This window comes from Catenovulum agarivorans DS-2, assembly GCF_000568405.1.
In the GTDB taxonomy this organism is placed as follows: domain Bacteria; phylum Pseudomonadota; class Gammaproteobacteria; order Enterobacterales; family Alteromonadaceae; genus Catenovulum; species Catenovulum agarivorans_A.
The window spans coordinates 92,120-115,149 of record NZ_ARZY01000009.1 but is presented as its reverse complement, the minus strand read 5'-3'; the positions used below and the strand labels follow the sequence as shown (position 1 = coordinate 115,149).

The following is a 23,030-nucleotide window of genomic DNA, read 5'->3' as shown; positions in this document are numbered from 1 at the left end:
GCCGGCCGGTCACGCCCTCTTTACGATAACTAAAATATTTGTCATTGTTGCTGACAGTACATTCAAAATCAGAATAAATTTCAGTGACATTCAGCTTATTCAACTCGATAATGGCCAATTTAAAAATATCCGCGATAAATTTGCATGAATTAGATGAAGGTTTAAAAGCCTGTGTGTAGCCATCGCTCACTTCCACAAACGCTTGTTTAACCTCAGCGCCAACTTCAAAAGCATCAGGACCAATTGCCGGACCAAACCAAACTAAAATATCGTTAGGTTCGAGTGAATGTTTACGCATGGCCGATTGAATCACTTGAGTTAACAACTGCTGCTGTAAGCCGCGCCAACCACAGTGTACAGCCGCGACAAAGTTAGCGTTTTTGTCGGTCAATAACACAGGCAAACAATCTGCCGTCATTACCACGCAAACTTGCTTAGATTTATGCGTCATAGACGCATCGGCCACAGGCGCGCTAGCAAAATTATCTAACTTAGATAAATCGATACAATTGTTACCATGCACTTGCTCAAGCCAAACAATAGGATGCTCAATCGCCAATAATTGGCGATTTTGTTCAACCACAGCAGCGTCATCCGCTACATGCATAGCTAGGTTAAAACTGGTATATGGTGCTGTGCTTAGACCATCTAAGCGTGTTGTTTGCATGGCCTTCACCTTGCTCGGTGCTGGCCAATTTGGCACAAAACAACGTTTGGCTTTAGTCATTATCCAAACCGTTTAATTTAGTGTCTTCACGTAAAATAGCAGCAATCGTTGTCATATCTTCAGGTACAGGCGCTTCAAATTGCATCCACTCACCTGTTGCTGGGTGTTCCAACTCCAAAATTGCAGCATGTAAAGCTTGTCTACGGAAGCCGCGTAAAGCGTCTAATAAACCTTCTGCCGCACCTTTTGGTGGCCGAACTTTACCTCCATAGGCGAAATCCCCCACCAACGGGTGTTTTAAATAAGACATATGCACACGAATTTGGTGCGTCCGTCCTGTTTCTAACCGCAGTCGTAAACGAGTATGGGCTCGATATTTTTCAGCCACTCGAAAATGTGTAACTGCAGGCTTTCCATCGTGGACAACTGCTTGAATAGTTCGTTTGGTCGGATGGCGACCTATTGGATAATCTGCCACACCACCAGCAGTCATAGTGCCATTTACGATAGCTTCGTACTCTCGCGTGACAGTTTTGTCTTGTAGCTGCGCAACCAGCGAGGTTTGCGCAGGCAAGTTCTTGGCAACAACCATTAAACCTGTCGTGTCCTTGTCTAGCCTATGCACTATCCCTGCTCGTGGCACCTGCTCTATTTGAGGGTAATGATGCAACAAGGCATTTAGGATCGTCCCTTTCGGGTTGCCCGCACCTGGATGCACAACTAAATTAGCTGGTTTATTGATAACTAAAATATCATCGTCTTCGTAAACAATGTCTAGCGCAATATCTTCGGCTGGAGCTTCAACTTCAGGTTGGATTTCAGCTTCAATTTCAATGAGCTCACCACCTAAAACTTTCTCTCGAGGTTTAACGGCAACAATACCGTCTACCGAAATATGTCCTGCGAGTAACCACTCTTTTAATCGAGATCTTGAATATTCAGGGAACAATTCTGAAATTGCTTGATCTAAACGGCTACCAATTGCGGTTTGGGGTAGCGTACCAGTTAATGTAATTTTTTCTGTCATATCGCGCTCTGAATGATAAATCTGTGCAACTTGGCCTGCCCTAGGTTAGAATGGGCGAATTAGTAAATTGTATCGCGTTATACAGATAATCTCATCATTTAAAATAAGAGGGAGTTCAAGTTGAACTTGAAACAAAGCCTAATTGTGGGTGCTATAGCACTTAACGTACTTGCTGGATGTACAAACACCCCAGATGAAATCGTAGTTGCAGAGCAGTCTGCGGTCGAAGCTCAATACAACGAAGCCAAAGATTTATTGCTTCAAGGTAATTATGTTAGAGCAGCAGAAATATTATCAGCCCTTGATGCAAGCTTCCCTTTTGGCCCGTATTCGCACCAAATTCAGTTAGATTTAATTTATTCTTACTATAAAACGGATAATACCGCGCAAGCTTTAGCATCAATCGATCGTTTTTTAAAACTTAATCCAACACATACTGATATCGATTATGTTTACTATATGCGTGGCTTAACCAATATCAAAGCCGCACAGAATGCTCTGCAAGAAATGATCGGACTTGAGCGTTTCGATCGCGACATTACTGAGCACAGAGAAGCGTTTAACGATTTCAATACCATTATCAATCAATACCCGCATAGCAAATATGCAAATGATGCGCGCCAACGAATGGTTTTCATTAAAGATTTTATGGCAAAAAGTGAACTTGCCGTTGCACAGTACTATATGAAACGTGGTAGTTATGTAGCAGCAGCGAACCGTGCACAGTATGTATTGGAAAATCTAGGTGATACGCAACAACTAGAAGGTGCATTAGAAATAATGTTAGAAAGCTACCGTCAACTTGATTTAGATGAACTTTATGACAATACCTATCAAGTGTTGAAATTGAACTATCCAAACAACCCGCTGGTTAACTAATCTCAATATATTCTTGTAACTGAGTCAGATTTGGTATAGCCAAATCTGACTCTTATTGATAACCTATTCTACGCCCAACTCCTTGAGCCGCTGTTTTAAATAACGACCGGCAGTATATCGCTCTGACAACACCACATCTGGCCGAGCGTGCAAAAACAATGGCATTGAAATTCGTGACTTTGTAGTTGCCTCGCCCGTTGGATTCACCACTCTATGGGTAGTTGAAGGATAATAATATTCACAAGCTTCTTGTAGCATGTCGCCAGTATTAATAATTAAATAACCAAACTCTGCAGGTACATCTAACCAGTTGCCGTTTTTATCTTGTACCTGCAAACCCGATTGTGTCGCAGCGGGTAATATAGTCAGTAAATTAATGTCTTCATGTGCGGCAGCTCGAATCGCCCCTTGTGCCTCGTTTCCGACAAACGGCGGATAATGCAATATTCGCAGCATAGTCATATCTGAATCAACTATCATATTAGACAGCGGCTCACTGAGCTTGTCTGTAATATGTGCTGGCGTGTATTGTTCAACCCAAGATAACAAGGTACAGGCAAGTTGATTAGCTTGTTGGTAATATTTAAGCGTGTCTGCTTTGAGGTTTTCAGGGCATTGACCCCAAGGGTAAAAATGGAAGTACTCTTTAATATCTTTAACCGAAGCACCTTTAGCGGTTTCAGCTTTTTCAGTGGAGAAAAAACCATCTTGACGATCTTTATTAAAAGCATAATCAAACTTAGCAGCTGAGTTATAAAACCCTTGCCATTGTTGATATAAATGGGTGACCTGTGCTTTTTGTAAAGGGTGATTTTTTAAAACTGCAAAACCTATTTCTTTCAGTGAATGTGCAAACTCTTGAGCGGCATTATCACTTATATAATCAATTGCTTCTAACATAAATCCCAACCTATTTCAGCCTCTACGCCATGGTCATTAAGGGATAATTTTCGCAAAAACGCTGTAAATACATCCTTGTACGCTCTGCTTTTTCATCCATGAAAAAGAGGTTTTGCTCTAAATCATCCCTTAACAACCACAGCTAAATTTCGTGCAATCATAGCCAACTGTAACAACCAGAAAAGCGATTTTGCGAAAATTCTAGCCCTAGCTGCTAGGCAGACAACTCGAAAATAAGCGCCTTGATGTCGATTAAATCATCCCTAACGACCATAGCTAAATTCGGAACTACAATCGCTACAATAACCATCCATAATGATACAAAGCAAATAAACACGCCCAGGCAAATAAACCCGCCACTATATCATCCAACATAATGCCGATACCGCCATGTACATATTTATCAAACCATTTAATCGGCCATGGTTTTAAAATATCGAATACCCTGAATAAAATAAAACCAACCACGACGGTTTGCCAATTAAATGGCATTGCAAACACTGTGATTAAATAACCAACTACCTCATCCCAGACAATCGCGGGGTGATCATGGGTTTTTAAACTGTTGGCTGTGTAGCCGCAAATATAAAAGCCAGCCAACGCAAATACCACAATTGCGGCCAGAAAAAACCAATTTGGAGTCAATGCCAACAACAAATAAACCGGAATAGCCGCTATTGTACCAAAAGTACCGGGGGCAATAGGCGCTAAGCCAGTGCCAAATCCTAGAGCCAAAAAGTGAATTGGATTGCGCCAACTAATTGATTTTAATTCTGGTTTAATTTGCCAATAAGGAGCGAGTTTAAGCAAAATGTTGATATCCCAATTGTGTTAATTGCTGTGTTTGACCGTCTAATAAAGTGAATACTTGGTGGTTATTTTGCTCAGATTGGGTAATTTCTCCAACCACAGTAACTACAACACCAGTTTGCTCAGCGATTTTATTAATGTCCATTAAATGTGCTGGATTAATGGTAAAACACAACTCGTAGTCATCCCCACCAGTTGCCGCGTATTCTATAGCTTGCATTTGACCAAACTGACCGACTAACGCGTCAGACAAAGGTAACTGCGATAGTTTAATTTCCGCTGATACTTGTGATGCTTTAACAATATGCGATAAATCAGCGACTAAACCATCTGAGACATCTATCGCGCAGCGCACAAATTGTTTGGCCGCTAAACCAAACGCCACTCTAGGTGTAGGGTGATTAAATCTAGTTAACAAATGTTGTTTGTATGCTGGTTGAACCGCAGTTAAATCTGAGTTCAATACAAACTGCAAACCACCAACTGCATCACCCAAACTACCAGTCACACACACCAAATCACCTACTTGAGCATTTTCTCGCAGCATAGCTTGGCTATGTTCAACTTCACCAATAATGCTAATAGTGACAGCCAGTGGGCCAGATGTCGTATCACCACCGATTAAATAGCAGCCGTATTCCTCATTTAACGCAGCAAGTTGTTGACTAAATTCGCTTAACCAAACTTGGTTGTTGGCGATGTTCTTTGGCAAAGTTAAAGCAAGGCTATACCATTTGGGAGTTGCCCCCATGGCTGCCAAATCACTTAAATTAGAGTTTAACGCCCGACTAGCCAATGCTTTTGGCTGGATGTCAGCTAAAAAATGAGTACCCGCAACGAGTGAATCTGTGGTAATTGCTAACAGCTTTTCGGACGAAGTAAGGGGTTTAATAAGAGCGCAGTCGTCTCCTTTATCTAAGACGACTGACTCTGGTTTATGACCGAAGGTAAAGTGTTGAGCAATCAGCTCAAATTCGGCCATAAATTATTTTCCGAATGGACGTAACTTTTTAACTGCTTTGTCTAAAACACCATTAATAAATTTGTGGCTATCTTCAGCAGCAAAAGTTTTTGCAATTTCAATTGCTTCGTTGATGACGACTTTATAAGGCACGTCAACACAATGAACAAGCTCGTAGGTAGCGACTCGCAAAATAGCAAGCTCAACCATATCTAACTCATCCAAAGGTCTGTCTAAGTGATCTTGAAAAGCAATATCTAGGTCTTTAGCGTTATTAGCTGTGCCAGTTACTAAGCTTCGATAAAAGTTAACATCAAAACTCTTTACATCTACTTCTTCCATTGTAGATTCAATGATATTTGCAGGCCTATTGCCTGAAGCTTGCCAAGAATAGATAGACTGAGTAGCAAGCTCACGTGAGCGACGACGATGAGAAGGTTTCAATGCCCCACTCCTATAGCTGAGCTAATACGTTAACCATTTCCAACGCGCTTAATGCAGCTTCGCCACCTTTGTTACCCATTTTGGTACCAGCACGCTCGATAGTTTGTTCAATTGAATCCGTCGTTAATACACCAAATGCAACAGGCAAGCTAAAGTCTAAAGAAACTTGCGCCAAACCTTTGTTACATTCATTTGCAACGAAATCAAAGTGCGGAGTACCACCACGAATAACAGCACCCAATGCGATAATTGCATCGTAGTTTTTACTTTCTGCAACTTTCTTAGCAACCAATGGCAACTCGTAAGCACCCGGACAACGAACAATTGTAATGTCTTCGTCTTTTACTTGACCATGACGCTTCAAAGTGTCAATTGCGCCTTCAACTAAACTTTCAACGACAAAGCTGTTAAAACGAGATACAACGATCGCAAACTTTTTACCTTTTGCAGGAAACGCACCTTCAATAACTTGCATGTAATTAACCTTATAAAATCTGTACAGTACGAAATTGGCGTGGATTCTACCAAAAAAATAATCATATGTTGATAACTATTAGCCAGTTATTCCTCTACATACTCTACTACTTCTAGTCCAAATCCACCCAATGAATGATATTTCTTCTGAGAGCTCAATAAACGCATTTTACCTACGTTTAGTGCAGCTAAAATCTGTGAACCAACACCTACGGTTCGAGACGACCCGCGCCAATTAGCGGTTCTGCGAACATTTTTACCTGCGTCTTCAGCTTCAAATGCTTTTACTTTAGCAATTAACTCTTCTGGCGTTTCGTTTTTACCCAGCAACACCAAAACACCGCCTTCTTTAGAAATACGCTCTAATGCACAACCTAATTCCCATCCACGTGACTCCTCACGAACAGACTGCAATAAATCACCGAATACATGGGTGACGTGAACACGCACTAAAACAGGGGTTTCGTGATCGATTTGGGTATTTTTTAATGCAAAATGTACTTGGCCGTCAATCGTATCACGGAAAGTGACTAAGTCGAATTCACCGTATTTTGTCGGTAATTTACATTCGGCGATTTTTTCTATGGTGGTTTCTGTATTGTTGCGGTACTCAATTAAATCGGCAATTGTGCCAATTTTAATATCATGCTTTTTGGCAAATTTTTCCAATTCAGGACGGCGCGCCATCGTGCCATCTTCATTTAAAATTTCGACAATCACTCCTGCAGGCTCTAGCCCTGCTAGCCGGGCTAAATCGCAACCCGCTTCCGTATGCCCAGCTCGATTCAATACCCCACCATCTTGTGCCATAATTGGAAAAATATGCCCAGGTTGGACAATATCATCTGGCTTTGCGTCACGAGCAACAGCGGCTCGAACAGTCCGCGAACGGTCAGCTGCAGAAATACCTGTAGTCACCCCAGTTGCCGCTTCAATGGATAAGGTAAAATTAGTGCCAAATTGAGCTTTGTTTCTATCTACCATTAACGGTAAATCTAATTGCTCACAACGCTCTTTAGTCAATGTTAAACATATCAAACCACGGCCATGGGTCGCCATAAAATTGATAACATCCGGGGTGCAATGTTCAGCAGCAACAATTAAGTCACCTTCATTTTCTCTATCTTCGTCATCCATCAAAATAACAATTTTGCCTTGACGAATGTCTTCAATAATTTCTGCGGCGCTATTTAATTTCATTGAATACCCTTATTTAATCATGCCACTTTTTTGCAACAAGTCTAATGTTACGCCTGACGTTGCTTGACCATCGGCACGCCCTTGCATTAATCGTTCTAAATAACGAGCAATTACGTCGACTTCCAAATTTACTGCAGAACCAATCTGCCAGTTGCCTATTGCTGTGCGCTCGCTTGTATGAGGAATGATGGTCAATCTAAATTGATTACCAGCAACTTCATTTACAGTTAAGCTGATGCCGTCTAACGTGACCGAGCCTTTTTCAGCAATATAATGGGACAAGTTTGCTGGCGTTTCTAACCAGTAGTCTATGGCATTTGCATTATTGTAAATACTAGTTACGTGCGCTACACCATCAACATGGCCGCTTACTATATGTCCACCCAAACGCGTATCAGGCGTACAGGCTTTTTCCAAGTTTACTTGACCTCCAATTGGCAATTGACCAATTTTAGTCCGTTTAATTGTTTCCGCCGACACATCAGCAAAAAAGCTTTGGCCTTGGAGTTTTGTAACGGTTAAACAAACGCCACTTACAGCAATGCTGTCACCGAGCTGAACGTCTGATAACTCTAATTGACTTTCGATAACAATTTCAAAATCACCAGCTTTTTGATTTACTGCTTTAATCGTTCCAACAGTTTCGACGATACCTGTAAACATGCGTTATATTGCCTTCAATACTAATTTTAAATCTTGCCCTACTCGGGTTTGGCTCTGATACTGCCATCTCACAGCTTGCTTCAACTCAGTTAGCTCAGGAATATTGACTAACCCAAAAGTATTCTCCCCCATTAATATGGGAGCTTGGTAAATAATCAACTCATCAACCAAGTTTTCTTTTATCAGAGCACCGGCTAATTTAGCGCCTGCTTCAACCCAAATCTCATTGATTTGTCTATTGGCCAATTCAGCCATCACCTGGTGTAAATCTACTTTTGCGCTCTGTTTGCTCAGTTGAATGGCTTGACAGTTAATGGGCAACTCCTGTTCTCTCTTCTTATTTGAGAGTAAATAAACCTGTGCATTGTGCTCAAACAAGTTTAAATCAGGGGTAATTTTAAGCTGATTGTCGATAATACATTTAACCGGTTGGCGAATAGGTGTGTGCAGGTAATCAAAATTTAGATCAGATTCGCGAACATTTAAACTTGGGTTATCAGCCAACACTGTGCCCGAGCCAGATAAAATAGCGCAACTGCGCGCCCGATAACTTTGTACATCTCGCCTTGCGTCTGCACTGGTAATCCATTTACTCTCACCTGAATCCATTGCCGTACGGCCATCTAAACTAGACGCTAATTTTAAACGTACATACGGCATATTTTCCGTCATACGTTTAATAAAACCAGGGTTTAAGTTTTTGCAATCTTGCTCTAAACAAGGCTCAATAACTTGGATACCAGCATCACGCAGCATTTCAATGCCACGGCCACTTACCTGCGGGTTGGGATCTGTCATCCCAACAACCACTTTTAAGATACCAGCTTTGATTAACGCTTGAGCACAAGGTGGTGTACGGCCAAAATGGCTACATGGTTCAAGTGTTACGTAAGCGGTCGCACCTTGCGCTTGTTCACCAGCCTGTTTAAGTGCATTCACTTCAGCATGGGCTTCGCCAGCTCGAATGTGATAGCCCTCTCCCACGACTTGTTGATCTTTGACAATTACACATCCAACTCTAGGATTCGGGCTTGTTGTATACAAACCTTTTTCAGCTAGATGGATTGCTCTAGCCATATATTCGAAGTCTTGCTTATAAAGCGCCGACATATCAGTTGCAACCTGCATTTTATTTACTTGATCTATTAGCTTAGATTATTTTGCTGATTTATCATCTAAACCGGCAATTGCTTCACCAAATTCTTTAATATCTTGGAAACTACGGTATACAGATGCAAAGCGCACATAAGCTACTTGGTCAATATCTTTAAGCTTTTCCATCAGAATATTGCCAATTAATTTGCTTTCAACCTCACGCTCACCAGTCGCTCTCAAGGCTGATTTAAGCTGCGTAATCAGTGTTTCTATATGCTCTGCACTGACGGGGCGTTTCTCTAATGCCCGCATTAAACCTGCGCGTAACTTTTCTTCATCAAATGGTTGTCGGTTTCCATCATTTTTAATAATGCGTGGCATTACTAACTCAGCCGTTTCAAATGTTGTGAATCTTTCTTGGCATTCAAAACATTGACGTCGACGTCGAATTTGATGGCCTTCAGCAACCAAACGGCTATCAATCACTTTAGTGTCTTGTGCCGCGCAAAATGGACAGTACATTTGTTTACCTCTATACCCAAATTACCGGGGTATAAATGCAAGCAGGCCGCTTAAAGCGGCCCGTTGTTCATTCAGAAAGTGTATATATTTTATGCATATACAGGTAATTTTTGACAAATACCTTTAACTTTCTCTTTAACTGCTTCAATAGCTGATTCGTCGTTGATGTTATCTAACACATCACAAATCCAACCTGCCAACTCTTTAGCTTCGGCTTCTTTAAAACCACGGCGAGTAATAGAAGGTGTACCTATACGTAAACCAGAAGTTACAAATGGTGAACGTGGATCGTTTGGTACAGAGTTTTTATTTACTGTGATGTTTGCGCGGCCTAATGCAGCGTCAGCATCTTTACCAGTAATGTCTTTGTCGATTAAATCAACTAAGAATAAGTGGTTTTCAGTTTTACCAGAAACAACTTTGTAGCCACGTTGGTTTAATACTTCAACCATAGCTTGTGCATTCTTAACAACTTGTTGTTGATAAGCTTTAAACTCAGGCTGCATTGCTTCTTTAAAAGCAACCGCTTTAGCCGCGATAACGTGACATAAAGGACCACCTTGGCCACCAGGGAAGACAGCACTGTTTAGCTTTTTGTATAAGTCTTCATCTTTCTTAGCAGATAAGATTAAACCACCACGAGGGCCAGCTAAAGTTTTGTGGGTAGTTGTCGTTACTACATCAGCATATTGCATAGGTGAAGGATAAACACCTGCTGCAATTAAACCTGCAACGTGTGCCATATCCACTAAAAGGTAAGCACCTACTTTATCCGCGATTTCGCGTAATTTAGCCCAATCAACAACTAATGCGTAAGCTGAGAAACCACCAATAATCATTTTTGGTTTGTGCTCTAACGCTAAAGCTTCGACTTGTGCGTAATCAATTTCGCCAGTTTCTGGGTTTAATCCATATTGGATTGCATTGTAGTGCTTACCAGAAAAGTTTACGTGTGCACCATGAGTTAAGTGACCACCGTGCGCTAGGCTCATACCTAAAACTGTATCGCCTGGTTGTAATAAAGCTTGGAAAACTGCGCCGTTTGCTTGTGAACCTGAGTGAGGTTGTACGTTGGCGTAATCAGCACCAAATAACTCTTTTGCACGATCAATTGCTAATTGCTCAACAACATCTACATGCTCACAGCCACCGTAGTAACGTTTGCCTGGGTAACCTTCAGCATATTTGTTGGTTAATTGAGAGCCTTGAGCTTCTAAAACGCGTGGGCTTGCGTAGTTTTCAGAGGCGATAAGCTCAATGTGTTCTTCTTGACGAACCGTTTCTTCTTGAATGGCTTGCCATAAATCTGGATCAAAATCAGCAATATTCATGTCACGAGTTAACATGGTTTCTCCTGTTAAAAAGCACAGTAAAGTATTAAAGTCGCGTATTGTAGTATGAACTACGAATAATGCCTACTGTTTGATCAAGCTTTTTCTTACAACTTTAAGATGAAATTTTCTCAATCAGTCGAATGAAGATATTCATTTTACACTTACTGGCTTAAGATATACGTGGGCGAGGATAGAGTATTAACTGTTGAAGAATCGTCTATTTAAATTGGACGTTTTGTTTTAAAAAATTCACCTTATCAACCGTCATGCCAATACCACCACCATTAAATGCAATGGTGATCTCTAAATTTGGATGTAACGACTTGATGATATCACCCCCTTTAACAAACAAAATGTCTGATGCTCCCATGTTTTTGATATACGACTCATCTTCAGAAATAACCACTGTGAAGGCATTTTCTGTTTGTTTTGATTGATAAACTAGATAATCAAAAGTTGGCTTTTTTTCATCAAATTTCTTGTGAATCGCAATATGAAATTTAGTATTTAGAAACTCAGCAATAAAAATACTTTCTTCCACTTTGCCCTGCTGGACATCTATGGTCAATTGCTGGAAAGGCGTTAATTCAACAGATTTTTTATTCATAATGCTCAACTTATAATGCAAAAGCCGAGCATGATAAAGTTGCGAACAAAGGAACACAAGTTTTAGCTTATATAGAACACAAAAACACCAAGTTTATTCCGATATTTACCTGCCGACATATCGGCTAGTGCGTTGCAAACTTGCAGTCGGAAAGTTGTGATATACACTACCAATAGAAAAATAAATGTTATAACATAACATTTATTAAATATTTAGTGAGGTAATGACATGACCAACTCTGCGATAGCATACAATTACCCTTCCATCAGTAAAATACTCAGCGCAAAATCACAAGACCCGTCGATACTCGCAGACATTTACGACCCAAATACCAATATTGCTATCTGGAAGCACAAACTTGAAGCTAAAATAACCGAAGAAATCGCAGTTATACAAAAATTGAGCCGCCTCAACCTTGTTTCATCGGTAACACCAGACAGTATAAAAGAGCAGCTAATTAATCATTCAGATATTTTTGGGCAAACACCTCAGTTTACTCAGCACTTGGCGACAGTTGTCGAAATGTTTTGCACTTTATTCGATTTACCACGAGCCGGCATGCGATTAAATTTATTAACTAAGGCCATGTGCCCCAAATTTCATGTTGATCACATTCCTTGCCGTTTAGTCAGTACATTTTCAGGCCATGCGACTGAATGGTTAGAACACAGCAAGGTAAACCGTGCTAAATTAGGTGCTGGTAGCCACGGATTAACAGACGAACAATCGGGTATTTACCGACACCATAGCGACATTCAACAACTTGATGTCGGTGATGTCGCTCTGTTAAAAGGCGATGGGTGGCAAGGCAACGAAGGCGCAGGATTAGTCCACCGCTCGCCAACAGTAAGAACAAATGAGTGTCGTTTATTACTCACGCTAGATTTTATCGACTAACAAGTGTTATTGACCATGCAAACTAGAATTCAAAAAAATTTCAAAAGAATAGCCGCCCACTTTATCGGCTGTACACTAATGCCAGTGACATCTGTAATGGCAACGCAGTACGATGCCCATATCCATGGTGTTGCAGAAATCTCTATAGTAATGGAAGGCAAAGAATTACACATGCAATTGCATTCACCCGCAGATACTCTTGTTGGCTTTGAGCATAAAGCACAAACACAACAACAAAAACAAGCCGTCCAAACGGTTGATAGATATTTAAACACGGTAAACAAGATTGTCGAATTTACTGGCAATAAATGTAATGCGGTTGAGATTGAAGTTGACGTAACTGCACTTTTGCCAGAAGAACACGGTCATGATGAACATGAACACGAGCATGATAAACATGCACACGAGCATGATAAACATACACACGAGCATGATGAACATGAACACAAGCATGATAAACATGAACATGAACATGAACATGACGGGCACGAGCGTTCAGACACTCATATAGAAATAACCGCCAATTATCAATTTTTGTGCGACGATATAACCGAAATATCGGCAATCCAGATTAAATTGTTTGAACAGTTTCCAGCGTTAGAAAAAGTTCAGGCCATCTGGATTGGACCGAATGGGCAGAACGCTCAAATGTTAAGCAAAAATGACAACTCAATCAAACTCAATTAAGCGATATGGCTGCATTGCGCAGCCAAACTTAATCGTAATACAACTCGTGATGACTCATCTGCACCACATAAGCGGACGTTGCAATTTCATCTTCAAACAAATCTGTCGATAACGTTCCAGAAATCCAAACGGGATCATATAAATACTCAACTTCAATACTTGTTTCAGTCTCAACATAAATTGTTTGATTGGGTGGCGGAGGAGGCATATGAATGCATGCACCGAAATACGGTACTAGGAAAAAGCTCTTAATCTTTTGCTCGTTGTCGTAATTCACCGGTACTACAAACCCTGCAATACGAATCTTTTGGCCATCCATTTCAGCAATAATATCCGACGACATTAATGCCTTTTCATAAGCAATAATTTCATCTTCATTTTCCTTTCTCGCCTGTTCTATGGTAGCCAACAGCTCTTGTTCACTCAAACCGTCAGGTAAATCGACCAAATAATTTGGCGGATTTTCAATTAATTCTAGTTGCTGTGGCGGAATTAAATCAGGCCAATCAATCGTTTTGTACTCAACTTCATTTGTTTGCTTTTCAGCTGCTTTTATATTTGGTGTTGCTAATGGTGTTGGATCTGCAGTCTGTTGCGGCGCTTGCTCACAACCAATAAGACACAATCCGCAGAACATCATTAAAATTCGAAACATGATTAAAAATTTCCAGCAATACACGGTTATGTTATATTATCACAAAGTAATCAATATAAAATTGTATCGCATGCTTATTCAGCTCAATAACACACAATTTGCTTACCCAGCAGCGCCAAATAAAACCGTGATCAATATTGATACCTGGCAAATACAACAAGGTTTAAAACATTTTTTGCATGGCCCTTCCGGTAGCGGTAAAACGACCCTGCTCAACCTGTTAACAGGCATTTCAGCACCTACTGGTGGTGAAGTTTATGTCCTTAACGAACCCTTGCACAAAATGAACCGCAAACAAAGAGATAAATTTAGAGCTCACAACATTGGGTACATTTTCCAAAAGTTTAATCTAATCCCATATTTAAACGCTATTGATAACATAAAGTTGGCACATTACTTCTCTCGTTCACACAGCAAAACATTAGACGCCAACATTGACGATTTACTACACACATTACAAATTCCGACAACGGACTGGAGCCGGCCAGTTGGTCAATTAAGTGTTGGCCAGCAACAACGCATTAGTATCGCTCGAGCATTTATTAATAAACCGAATTTGCTGATTGCTGATGAGCCGACCTCTTCTATCGATGAAGACGCAAAAGCCAATTTCTTGTCGATGTTGCAGACTTTATGTCAAGAATGCAACACCAGCTTATTGTTTGTTAGCCACGATATGAGCCTGCAAAATATGTTCGACCATAGCCATAGTTTACCTCAAATCAACCGTCCCAAAGGAGCGTAATCGTGTTTTTGAAACTTGCACATAAAAGCTTGCGCTTCCGCAAAAATTCAGTGCTATTGACTATATTCGCAATGGCTATCAGCCTTACCGTGTTATTGGGGGTTGAACACATTCGTCAACAAACCAAACACAGCTTTGCGAGCAGTGTATCGGGTATTGATTTAATTATTGGCACTCGGACCAGCCAGCTAAACTTACTTCTTTATTCAGTATTTCGGATTGGCTCGCCAACTAGCAATATCAGTTGGCAAAGCTACAAAAACATCCGCCAACATCCTGATGTAAGGTGGTCAATTCCAATCTCCTTAGGAGACTCTCACAAAAGCTATCGTGTTGTCGGTACGACAAATGACTACTTCAAATATTTTAAGTTTGGTGATACTCAGCAATTAGCTTTTGCTCAAGGACAAAATTTTCAAGGCACGTTTGATGTTGTGATTGGCCATAAAGTCGCGCAATTGCTTAACTACAAACTTGGCGATCAAATTACACTTTCACATGGTATTGGTTCAACGAGCTTTGTAAATCACGACAAAAATCCATTTGTTGTTAGCGGCATATTACAACCAACCGGGACCCCTGTAGATCAGAGTCTACACGTTAGCTTAGCCGGTTTAGAGGCAATACACGCAACACCACAAAGTATGCCTGGTACACTCACACCTAAATCAATTACAGCCATGATGATTGGTCTGGATTCAAAAACAAAAATATTCAGATTTCAGCGAGCAATAAATACCGATCCGAACGAACCTTTAACCGCGATTCTACCTGGCGTTGCGCTAGCCGAACTTTGGCAATCTTTGTCTATGATTGAAGGTACATTAACTGTGATATCTAGTTTGGTATTTGTTTCAGCAGCAATTGGCTTAGGCGCGATGTTGATGGCATCCATTAAAGAACGCACGCAAGAAGTACAATTACTGCGCATGTTAGGTGCGACGCCCATCTTTATATTTTGCTTTATCGAATTAGAAGCTTTGTTAATTACAGCCGTAAGTATATTAATTGCAGTGGTCATACTCAGTATTGCCATACTCATTGGCCAAGAACATTTGGCATCTCAATATGCAGTACAAACTGATTGGCTAATTTTGAGTGCAACCAGCGTCACCACACTAGCGCAAGTATTTGTAGTTGCCGCGGTTTGTTCAATCCCAGCGGCAATTGTTGCGTATAGAAGGCTTTAATTTTAGCGATTGAAGCTAAGTGGCATAACTTCTGGCTTACTTGAAATTGGCATTTGTTGTGCCTGATATGCTTGCTGGCCATTTACCCACGTAGACAATATTTTTGCTGAAAAATGAGTGGATAAAAATGGCGTCCAGCCACATTTATATAAAGTATTGTCTTGTGTCACCAGTGTAGAATCAGCCATATCAACCAAAACTAAATCTGCAAAGTAACCTTCTCGAATATATCCACGCTCTGCAATTGCATACCTTTTAGCTGGGTTATGCGCAGTTTTTTCCACCACTTGCGGCAAACTTAATCGACCCTGATTGACATGTTCGAACAAAGTTAACAACGCATGTTGTACAAGCGGCAAACCTGCAGGCGCTTTGGCAAACTCAACTTGTTTTTCTGCTAATGTATGTGGTGCATGATCAGTCGCGATAATATCAATTTTATTACTGTGCAATGCTTGAATAAGTGCATCTCGGTCTGCCTGAGTTTTAATCGCTGGATTACATTTAATAAAATTTCCCAAGCGTGCATAGTCTTGGTCACAAAACCACAAATGATGCACACAAGCCTCAGCGGTAATGTGCTTGTTTTCAATAGGGCCTGCCGCAAATAAGTCTAGTTCTTTGGCCGTAGTGATATGTAAAACATGTAACTGACTTTGATATTTTTTTGCCAAACCAACGGCATAAGAGGATGAAGCATAACAGGCTTTCGTATCTCGTTGAATTGGATGGTCTTCAATAGTCAAAGTTGACTTCTTTTCGAGCAGAGCTTTAGTATTTTCCGCAATAATTGGGCTGCTTTCACAATGCGTTACAATCAAAGTTGGTGCATCTCGAAAAATAGCGTCAAGCGCATGTGGTGCTTCTACCAACAAATCGCCAGTAGACGCGCCCATAAACACCTTTACACCACAATGGCGGCTCGGGTCTAAGCGTTTTATTTGCTCTAAATTATCTTCAGTTGCACCTAAATAAAATGCATAGTTTGCATGAGACTTTTCAGCTGCTATGGCATATTTTTGTTCAAGCGCTTCAATCGTTGTTGTTGCAGGGTTAACGTTAGGCATTTCCATATAGCTGGTAATACCACCTGCAACGGCAGCACGAGACTCACTTGCAATAGTGCCTTTTTGCGTAAGCCCTGGCTCACGAAAATGTACTTGGTCATCAATCATGCCAGGGATTAAATAACAGCCTTTGGCGTCAATAACTATGTCGTTTTGCTTGGCTGTAATATCTGTGGCTATTTTGTCGATACGTTGATTTACAATGCGTAAATCGGCTTGAATAACTTCGCCTTCATTTACAATTTGGGCATTTTTAATAACGGTTGTTGTCACTGTATAGGTGTCCTCTCATAGATGCCTGCCAAGCTTAAATTTTCGGGCTGCATTCAATGCAAACTCCGTGCATTTCTAACTGTTGGCTAGCAAGGGTAAAACCTGCTTTGTTAATACTCGATTGAAGAGATGTTATGGTTTCTGTTGCGACTTCAATTTCTTCGACTTTATTGCAATCGGTGCAAATTAAAAACTGTGATGTTTGATGGTGATGGCCACAAGATAAATGCGAGCAAGCAACAAACTTGTTCGCTAAGTCTAACTTATGCACCATGTGATGTGACTGCAAAAAAGCCAAAATACGATAAACGGATATGGCGGGTAAAGTTACTCCGTCGTGCTTTTTACAGTATTCGATAAGCTCATATGCAGACACTGCTTTACCCACTCGAATAAGCGCAACCATGACCATTTTGCGTTTAACAGTTAGACGCACACCATGGGCATTACTGAAGTCATCCACCTGTTGCACAATTTCAGTTAATGTCATTATTTATCCTTTAACAATTAGTTCCACGCTGGAAATGGATCCGCCAAACCAACCCAATGCATTTCCCCTTGTTCCATCTCAGCTTCAGATAATAAACAAGCATCTAAAGCCGCAATCATTTTAATTTTATTTAACCCTTGGCCAATAAAAACTAACTCTTGGCGCGAATCACCATAAGGCTCAACCCAATTTTCTTGAATTGAAGCCAAATAGCTTTGGTCTTGTGGCCAATGTTCTTCAGGCACTGAATTCCAAAAACGTCCAGCATAACCATAACGTGCTACCCCACCCGCTTGGCTCCATTGGCCAGCAAATTCTGGACGCGAAGCTAACCAGAAAAAGCCTTTTGATCTCAATAATTTTCCATATTCTTTGGTGTTGTGCAGAAAGTTGTAAAATTTTTCAGGATGAAACGGGCGTCTTGCTAAATAGCTAAAACTGGTAATGCCATATTCTTCAGTTTCTGGCACATGCTCTCCACGCATTTCTTTTAACCAACCTGGCGCTTGTTGTGCTCGCTCAAAATTAAACAAGCCAGTATCTAAAATATCAGACACCTCAACTTGTCCATTTTGGATCGGGATAATGCGTGCATCAGTATTTAGGGTTTTGATAATACCAATAAGCTTTTCAAGATCAGTAGGTTCAACCAAGTCAGTTTTGTTCACTAAAATAACATCGGCAAATTCAACTTGGTCAATCAGTAAATCAGCAACACTGCGCTCGTCTTCTTCATCCAAAGATTCACCTATATCTTGTAAATATTCGGCTTCTTCATAGTCTTGCAAAAAATTAGCCGCGTCGACAACTGTTACCATAGTATCGAGCTTAGCGACATCTGATAGCGAAACGCCATCTTCGTCAGCAAAGGTAAAAGTTTCAGCCACAGGCAATGGCTCGGAAATGCCAGTCGATTCAATCACCAAATAGTCAAACCGCCCTTCTTGAGCCATTTTGGTAACTTCTAACAGTAAATCTTCGCGTAAGGTGCAACAAATACAACCATTGCTCATTTCAACGAGTTTTTCTTCTTGATAATTTAGTGCAACGTCATTTTGTACAGTTGCAGCATCAATATTTATCTCACTCATATCATTGACTATAACGGCGACTTTTTTACCTTCGCGGTTATTTAAGATATGACTTAAAACTGTGGTTTTTCCGGCACCGAGGAAACCCGATAAAACGGTTACAGATAACTTGCTCATATGTATTTTTCTTCAATTTAAAGCGACCTTAATTAATGTTATAACATAGCATTAATTAAGTAAAACATATGGCTGTGAGAGTTTGGTTCAAAACATTAATGCTCGGCTGGCTTTTTTGCCATTCAGATACGCTTTATAAAATACCGTGAACTAAATTAGATAAATAAAAATGAGCCTAGCTCAACCCATTGATCTGAACCATTAAAAGTGGGCACTTCATTAAGCTACGTTTAATAGTTCATAATTTTCTGGGCTGAGATAGCCAAGAGCACTATGCCTTCTCTTCTTGTTGTAATCAACTTCAATTAATTCCAGCTTGATTTAATTTTGTCGCTTTGTTCATAAATATTTCATCCTGTTAAAGTAAAACTAATTCAGTCAGGTTCATGGTAGTCGAGCTTAGCTCAATGAATAAGGCATAATTTTTAACAAGGCGTTGAAGTTTATCTAAATGAAATGTGGTTCATTTTATTTAATAAGGAGTAAAAGGATGTTAAAGACCATTGGAATTATCGCACTAACCACACTCGCTACATTTTTATCTCAAGCTGTTGAAATAGTTGACAGAAATACTGATTCAACATCAGGAAAACAGATGCATATTTGCGGAGTAGGTGTTATGTCAGGATTGAATGTCAATAAAAACAGGCTTCTTTGTAATGTCGTTGTCAGAGAAATGCCTAGCTTAGATGACTATAGCAACTCCCGCTTGGGCATGCATGTTTGTTCATTGGGAACTGAAATGCTGGGTATACATGTAAATGACAATGAGTTCCTCTGTAGTCAGTTAGGCAACTAACAATACATAGATTGCGATACAAGGAACGTTTCGTTCCTTGTATATTAAGTTTAGCCTATTTAGCCTTTGTGCAGTAGCGCATGCAAAGTCATATAACACGCTTAAGAAGGCACTTAAATCAACGTAAAAGTATAACCAATAAACATAAAAGATAAATAATGAAAAAAATACCTATCGTATTCGCTTTTGATGACAATTTAATCTTACAAGCAGGTGTCTGTTTTAGCTCTTTGCTTGATCATGCTCACTCAGACACATTTTATGAAATTTACGTTCTTTACTGCGACCTTCTCGAAAACAATCAAAATTTGTTAAAAAAACTGAATGCTCGTTATGATAATTTTTCTCTCAAATTTATAGATTGTTCCCGTGAGTTCTTTGGCGGCTTTGAAACACGCGGAATTACAAAAAGCACTTACCTTAGACTATGGATTCCAAAATTATTAAATAATTACAGAAAAGTTTTATATTTTGATGTTGACATAATATTTAGAACAGACCTTACAAAGCTTTATGAATGGGATATTGGAGAGGCTTGTTTTGCAGGTGTCAAATCACCAGAAATAAGGCAAAAGTACTCTCGTTCGAAGGGCTGGGGTTCTGACTACATAAATGCAGGCATGTTAATAATCAATAACGAAAGAATATCTGAAGACGATGTAGAAAAAGCTTGCAGTCTTGCCATTAATGATTGTTTCAAATTTCAAGATCAAGACATCATTAATAACGTTTTTTCCGGACGAATATACTCGAGAATCCCTCGAACATTCAATTTTACGCCATCTGTTTACAAAACAAAGCTTAAATCTAATTTAAGCGATAATGATATTGGAGAACCAGATGTCATACATTATGTAGGCGCAAAGCCATGGAATGCATCAGTATTTTTAGGTGAGTATTGGTGGTCTGTTTATATAAACAGCATTTGGTATGAAAACACTTTTTATCACAAGTATTGCAGATCTTCTAGAAAACTGCCTCCTATACAAGTTATTTTAAGATATCTATTGAAATCTTTATTTTCTAGAAAGAATCAATTAGTTTGAACAGAAAGGAATATTTGAACCTTTATCTACTCTAACTAATATATAATTTTTGAGTCTATTCGACAAAACTCGATACTTTATCGCTCTTCTAAGCTAAACTTACACAAGGTAGTATAAAGTAGTATATATTCAGACTCATATATTGGAGGCTAAATATGGCAATGGTAAAGAAAAGTATCACAGTAACCGATCAACAAGAACAATGGATACAAGCTCAACTTGCAACTGGTAATTATGCCAGTGACAGCGAGTTATTACGAGATTTGATCAGAAAAGAGCAAATGCGTACTAACGAAGTTGAAGTTATTAGGCAAGAACTGATCAAAGCAGAGCAAAGCGGTTTTAGCTCTCGCTCTCCTGAAGATATTGTTAATGCAGTGATTGCTAGAAAACAAACTGATGGCTAAGTATAGATTAAGTAGTGCTGCCGATCAGGACTTCGAGCAGCTATTTGAATATGGCATTGATAACTTCGGCTTAGCTCTGGCTAAATCATACGTTGACGGATTGATTATCCAATTTCAAAGCATTGCGGAAAACCCATTGCATTACCAAGCAGTTGATCATATTCGTAAGGAATATAGGCGCAGCGTGTATGGAAAACATGCTATTTACTTCGTCATTTCTAACGACTGTGTCGATATCATGCGAATATTAAGAGCGGAAAACCTTAATACTGCTTTTGAGTAATGAATGTGTCTAGTTCGTTGTCAGATAGGCTATTAGAAATTGATAATCGGCTTCGGAGACTCAATTAAGAAAAAGAATCATTGTTACATGAACGTAATAATATTCTTGCGAAACAAGAAGTCGAGCTAGCCAAGCACTTTAATCAAAACGTCTCGCCAGAAGCTAAGGTCGATTTATTTCATATTTTAAAGGTCGAAATGACGTTTACCCGTTTCGTTGGGAGTCACAAAACGGCCGTAGTGGATACTCACCAGCGTGTTGGAATGAATGGAAGCCTAAACTCTGTAATAAGCCTAGAATTAGTTGCACGGAATGCACAAATCAACAATTCAAGCATTATGATGGTCAGGCCATATTTGATCACTTAAAAGGTAATCAAACGATTGGGATTTACCCACTTCTAGATAACAATACTACTCACATTCTTGCTGCTGATTTCGATAAAGATGACTGGATTCACTCCGTTAAAGCTTTTTCTGAAGACTGTGGTTTTTACAAAGTACCTCACATTATCGAACGCTCTAGAAGCGGTAATGGTGGGCATGTATGGATCTTCTTTTCGCAGGCTATTGAAGCAGCCAAAGCTAGAAAACTAGGTAACGGCTTATTAACGAAAGCCATGGAAATGTATCCCGCTCTTTCATTTACTTGCTTTGATCGTTTATTTCCAAATCAAGATGTTATGCCAGAAGGTGGCTTTGGCAACTTAATAGCATTACCTCTTCAACTAGAGCCAAGAAAGCGAGGCAATAGTGTATTCATAGATTCGTCAGGGATGCCTTATAAAGATCAGTGGGCTAAGCTCGCTTCTATCCCAAAAATCGATAATACGACACTTGATAGCTTGCTGGGTGAAATAACGTTAATCGATGAAAAAGCTAATAATGACTGGGCAGACACACCTTGGAAGAATCTCTCATCTATTGATAATGATGTGATTGCCAATTCCCCAGAAGAAATAACCTTAGTTATTGCAGATCAGATTTATATTCCTATCGATAAACTTCCCGGAAAATTAACATCAAGACTTAAACAGTTAGCGGTATTTTCTAACCCAGAGTTTTATAAACGGCAAGGCCTTCGCTTATCTACTATTGGCATTCCAAGATATATTTGCGCCGCTCATATTGAAGGTAAATTTTTAATTTTACCCAGAGGGCGTTTATCATCTGTAGAAACTCAATTAACTAAACAAAAAATTGAAATAAATTTCGATGATAAGCGCTTTTCTGGTGACAATCTTGCCAACGTTAAGTTTACTGGAAAGCTGAAAAGTCAGCAGAATAAGGCTGTTAATGCGTTATTAGAATCATCGGTTGGCATACTCGAAGCTTCTACTGGCTTTGGTAAAACAGTTACCGCTTTAGCACTGATAGCTAAACGCAAGGTCAATACGTTGATATTAGTTCACAGTCGGCAATTGGCTGAACAGTGGTTAGAGCGTATTAATGTTTTTCTAAAAGATACTGAAGTTGGTTCATTACTTGGTGGTAAGGAAAAGCTGTCGTATCAGGTTGATGTGGCTACATATCAAAGTTTAGTCAGTCGAAACGGCATGGATATAAAGCCATACATTGAAAAATATGGGCAAATTAGGGATATTAGCCCAATATGCAGGACGAATAGGCCGAGAGTGGGGTAATAAAAATTCAGTTCAAGTTTATGATTACCTTGATACTTTTCCAACACTTAAGAGAATG

27 protein-coding genes are annotated in these 23,030 nt (G+C 39.8%); 10 read left to right on the top strand and 17 right to left on the bottom strand.

Features of this window, described 5'->3' with window-relative positions; all coding sequences use genetic code 11:
- Both pgeF and rluD read right to left on the bottom strand, forming a co-directional pair.
- On the bottom strand, positions 1–727 hold a 727-nt coding region (pgeF, locus tag DS2_RS07065), incomplete at its 3' end, for a peptidoglycan editing factor PgeF (protein ID WP_035013976.1).
- On the bottom strand, positions 720–1,694 hold the full coding sequence (gene rluD / locus DS2_RS07060; protein WP_035013975.1) for a 23S rRNA pseudouridine(1911/1915/1917) synthase RluD: 975 nt from the start codon (positions 1,692–1,694) through the stop codon (positions 720–722). The genes pgeF and rluD, both read right to left, overlap by 8 nt.
- 120 nt (positions 1,695–1,814) lie before the next feature.
- Here rluD and DS2_RS07055 point away from each other — a divergent pair, with 120 nt between their 5' ends.
- Complete coding sequence (locus tag DS2_RS07055) at positions 1,815–2,573, top strand: outer membrane protein assembly factor BamD (protein ID WP_051479699.1); 759 nt, start codon at positions 1,815–1,817, stop codon at positions 2,571–2,573.
- Between the two features lie 63 nt (positions 2,574–2,636).
- Here DS2_RS07055 and DS2_RS07050 read toward each other — a convergent pair whose 3' ends face one another.
- The 11 genes from DS2_RS07050 to DS2_RS07000 all read right to left on the bottom strand — a co-directional run bounded on the left by DS2_RS07050 (position 2,637) and on the right by DS2_RS07000 (position 11,583).
- Positions 2,637–3,473 carry a 2OG-Fe(II) oxygenase family protein gene (locus DS2_RS07050; RefSeq protein WP_035013974.1) on the bottom strand — a complete coding sequence of 279 codons (837 nt, stop codon included), beginning with the start codon at positions 3,471–3,473 and terminating at the stop codon, positions 2,637–2,639.
- Positions 3,474–3,770: 297 nt separating this feature from the next.
- Entirely contained in the window at positions 3,771–4,283 is a 513-nt protein-coding gene (locus tag DS2_RS07045) for a phosphatidylglycerophosphatase A (protein ID WP_152537557.1), read from the bottom strand.
- Positions 4,276–5,265 carry a thiamine-phosphate kinase gene (gene thiL / locus DS2_RS07040; RefSeq protein ID WP_035013972.1) on the bottom strand — a complete coding sequence of 330 codons (990 nt, stop codon included), beginning with the start codon at positions 5,263–5,265 and terminating at the stop codon, positions 4,276–4,278. Before thiL ends, DS2_RS07045 begins: the two co-directional genes overlap by 8 nt.
- Before the next feature lie 3 nt (positions 5,266–5,268).
- Positions 5,269–5,688 (bottom strand): transcription antitermination factor NusB, encoded by a 420-nt coding sequence (gene nusB / locus DS2_RS07035; RefSeq protein ID WP_035013971.1) that lies wholly within the window; start codon positions 5,686–5,688, stop codon positions 5,269–5,271.
- A 10-nt stretch (positions 5,689–5,698) separates the two neighbouring features.
- On the bottom strand, positions 5,699–6,163 hold the full coding sequence (gene ribE / locus DS2_RS07030) for a 6,7-dimethyl-8-ribityllumazine synthase (RefSeq protein WP_035013970.1): 465 nt from the start codon (positions 6,161–6,163) through the stop codon (positions 5,699–5,701).
- Between the two features lie 86 nt (positions 6,164–6,249).
- Entirely contained in the window at positions 6,250–7,362 is a 1,113-nt protein-coding gene (gene ribBA, locus DS2_RS07025; RefSeq protein ID WP_035013969.1) for a bifunctional 3,4-dihydroxy-2-butanone-4-phosphate synthase/GTP cyclohydrolase II, read from the bottom strand.
- A gap of 9 nt (positions 7,363–7,371) precedes the next feature.
- Complete coding sequence (locus DS2_RS07020) at positions 7,372–8,025, bottom strand: riboflavin synthase (protein WP_035013968.1); 654 nt, start codon at positions 8,023–8,025, stop codon at positions 7,372–7,374.
- Between the two features lie 3 nt (positions 8,026–8,028).
- Complete coding sequence (gene ribD / locus DS2_RS07015) at positions 8,029–9,153, bottom strand: bifunctional diaminohydroxyphosphoribosylaminopyrimidine deaminase/5-amino-6-(5-phosphoribosylamino)uracil reductase RibD (RefSeq protein ID WP_081754213.1); 1,125 nt, start codon at positions 9,151–9,153, stop codon at positions 8,029–8,031.
- Between the two features lie 27 nt (positions 9,154–9,180).
- Positions 9,181–9,642 carry a transcriptional regulator NrdR gene (gene nrdR, locus DS2_RS07010; RefSeq protein WP_035013967.1) on the bottom strand — a complete coding sequence of 154 codons (462 nt, stop codon included), beginning with the start codon at positions 9,640–9,642 and terminating at the stop codon, positions 9,181–9,183.
- Positions 9,643–9,731: 89 nt separating this feature from the next.
- A complete protein-coding gene (gene glyA / locus DS2_RS07005; protein WP_035013966.1) occupies positions 9,732–10,988 on the bottom strand; it encodes a serine hydroxymethyltransferase in 1,257 nt (418 codons plus the stop codon).
- A gap of 205 nt (positions 10,989–11,193) precedes the next feature.
- Positions 11,194–11,583 carry a hypothetical protein gene (locus DS2_RS07000; RefSeq protein ID WP_035013965.1) on the bottom strand — a complete coding sequence of 130 codons (390 nt, stop codon included), beginning with the start codon at positions 11,581–11,583 and terminating at the stop codon, positions 11,194–11,196.
- A 228-nt stretch (positions 11,584–11,811) separates the two neighbouring features.
- On the opposite strand from DS2_RS07000, the gene DS2_RS06995 reads away from it, so the two are divergent.
- Positions 11,812–12,480, top strand: a complete 669-nt coding sequence (locus DS2_RS06995; RefSeq protein WP_035013964.1) for a DUF1826 domain-containing protein — start codon at positions 11,812–11,814, stop codon at positions 12,478–12,480.
- Between the two features lie 78 nt (positions 12,481–12,558).
- On the top strand, positions 12,559–13,167 hold the full coding sequence (locus DS2_RS19735) for a ZrgA family zinc uptake protein (RefSeq protein WP_200870123.1): 609 nt from the start codon (positions 12,559–12,561) through the stop codon (positions 13,165–13,167).
- A gap of 28 nt (positions 13,168–13,195) precedes the next feature.
- On the opposite strand, the gene DS2_RS06985 is transcribed toward DS2_RS19735, so the two are convergent.
- On the bottom strand, positions 13,196–13,822 hold the full coding sequence (locus tag DS2_RS06985) for a DUF3299 domain-containing protein (RefSeq protein ID WP_051479697.1): 627 nt from the start codon (positions 13,820–13,822) through the stop codon (positions 13,196–13,198).
- Here DS2_RS06985 and DS2_RS06980 point away from each other — a divergent pair.
- Both DS2_RS06980 and DS2_RS06975 read left to right on the top strand, forming a co-directional pair.
- Positions 13,821–14,567 (top strand): ABC transporter ATP-binding protein, encoded by a 747-nt coding sequence (locus DS2_RS06980; RefSeq protein ID WP_235188554.1) that lies wholly within the window; start codon positions 13,821–13,823, stop codon positions 14,565–14,567. The genes DS2_RS06985 and DS2_RS06980 overlap by 2 nt on opposite strands.
- 2 nt (positions 14,568–14,569) lie before the next feature.
- Entirely contained in the window at positions 14,570–15,757 is a 1,188-nt protein-coding gene (locus DS2_RS06975) for an ABC transporter permease (protein ID WP_035013963.1), read from the top strand.
- A 2-nt stretch (positions 15,758–15,759) separates the two neighbouring features.
- Here DS2_RS06975 and DS2_RS06970 read toward each other — a convergent pair whose 3' ends face one another.
- Genes DS2_RS06970 through zigA form a run of 3 tightly spaced genes read right to left on the bottom strand, consistent with a single transcriptional unit; the run spans position 15,760 to position 18,795 of the window.
- Positions 15,760–17,097, bottom strand: a complete 1,338-nt coding sequence (locus tag DS2_RS06970) for a dihydroorotase (RefSeq protein WP_035013962.1) — start codon at positions 17,095–17,097, stop codon at positions 15,760–15,762.
- A gap of 34 nt (positions 17,098–17,131) precedes the next feature.
- Complete coding sequence (locus tag DS2_RS06965) at positions 17,132–17,587, bottom strand: Fur family transcriptional regulator (RefSeq protein ID WP_051479696.1); 456 nt, start codon at positions 17,585–17,587, stop codon at positions 17,132–17,134.
- A gap of 17 nt (positions 17,588–17,604) precedes the next feature.
- Positions 17,605–18,795 carry a zinc metallochaperone GTPase ZigA gene (gene zigA, locus DS2_RS06960; protein ID WP_035013960.1) on the bottom strand — a complete coding sequence of 397 codons (1,191 nt, stop codon included), beginning with the start codon at positions 18,793–18,795 and terminating at the stop codon, positions 17,605–17,607.
- A 490-nt stretch (positions 18,796–19,285) separates the two neighbouring features.
- Here zigA and DS2_RS06955 point away from each other — a divergent pair, with 490 nt between their 5' ends.
- The 5 genes from DS2_RS06955 to DS2_RS20800 all read left to right on the top strand — a co-directional run bounded on the left by DS2_RS06955 (position 19,286) and on the right by DS2_RS20800 (position 22,972).
- Complete coding sequence (locus tag DS2_RS06955; RefSeq protein ID WP_035013959.1) at positions 19,286–19,594, top strand: hypothetical protein; 309 nt, start codon at positions 19,286–19,288, stop codon at positions 19,592–19,594.
- 158 nt (positions 19,595–19,752) lie between these two features.
- Entirely contained in the window at positions 19,753–20,640 is an 888-nt protein-coding gene (locus DS2_RS06950; RefSeq protein WP_035013958.1) for a glycosyltransferase family 8 protein, read from the top strand.
- A 155-nt stretch (positions 20,641–20,795) separates the two neighbouring features.
- Positions 20,796–21,047, top strand: coding sequence for a ribbon-helix-helix domain-containing protein (locus tag DS2_RS06945; RefSeq protein ID WP_035013957.1), 252 nt, complete (start codon positions 20,796–20,798; stop codon positions 21,045–21,047).
- A complete protein-coding gene (locus tag DS2_RS06940) occupies positions 21,040–21,330 on the top strand; it encodes a type II toxin-antitoxin system RelE/ParE family toxin (RefSeq protein WP_035013956.1) in 291 nt (96 codons plus the stop codon). The genes DS2_RS06945 and DS2_RS06940 overlap by 8 nt, the downstream gene beginning before the upstream one ends.
- Before the next feature lie 175 nt (positions 21,331–21,505).
- Positions 21,506–22,972 (top strand): TOTE conflict system archaeo-eukaryotic primase domain-containing protein, encoded by a 1,467-nt coding sequence (locus DS2_RS20800; protein ID WP_419177437.1) that lies wholly within the window; start codon positions 21,506–21,508, stop codon positions 22,970–22,972.
- Positions 22,973–23,030: the final 58 nt, after the last annotated feature.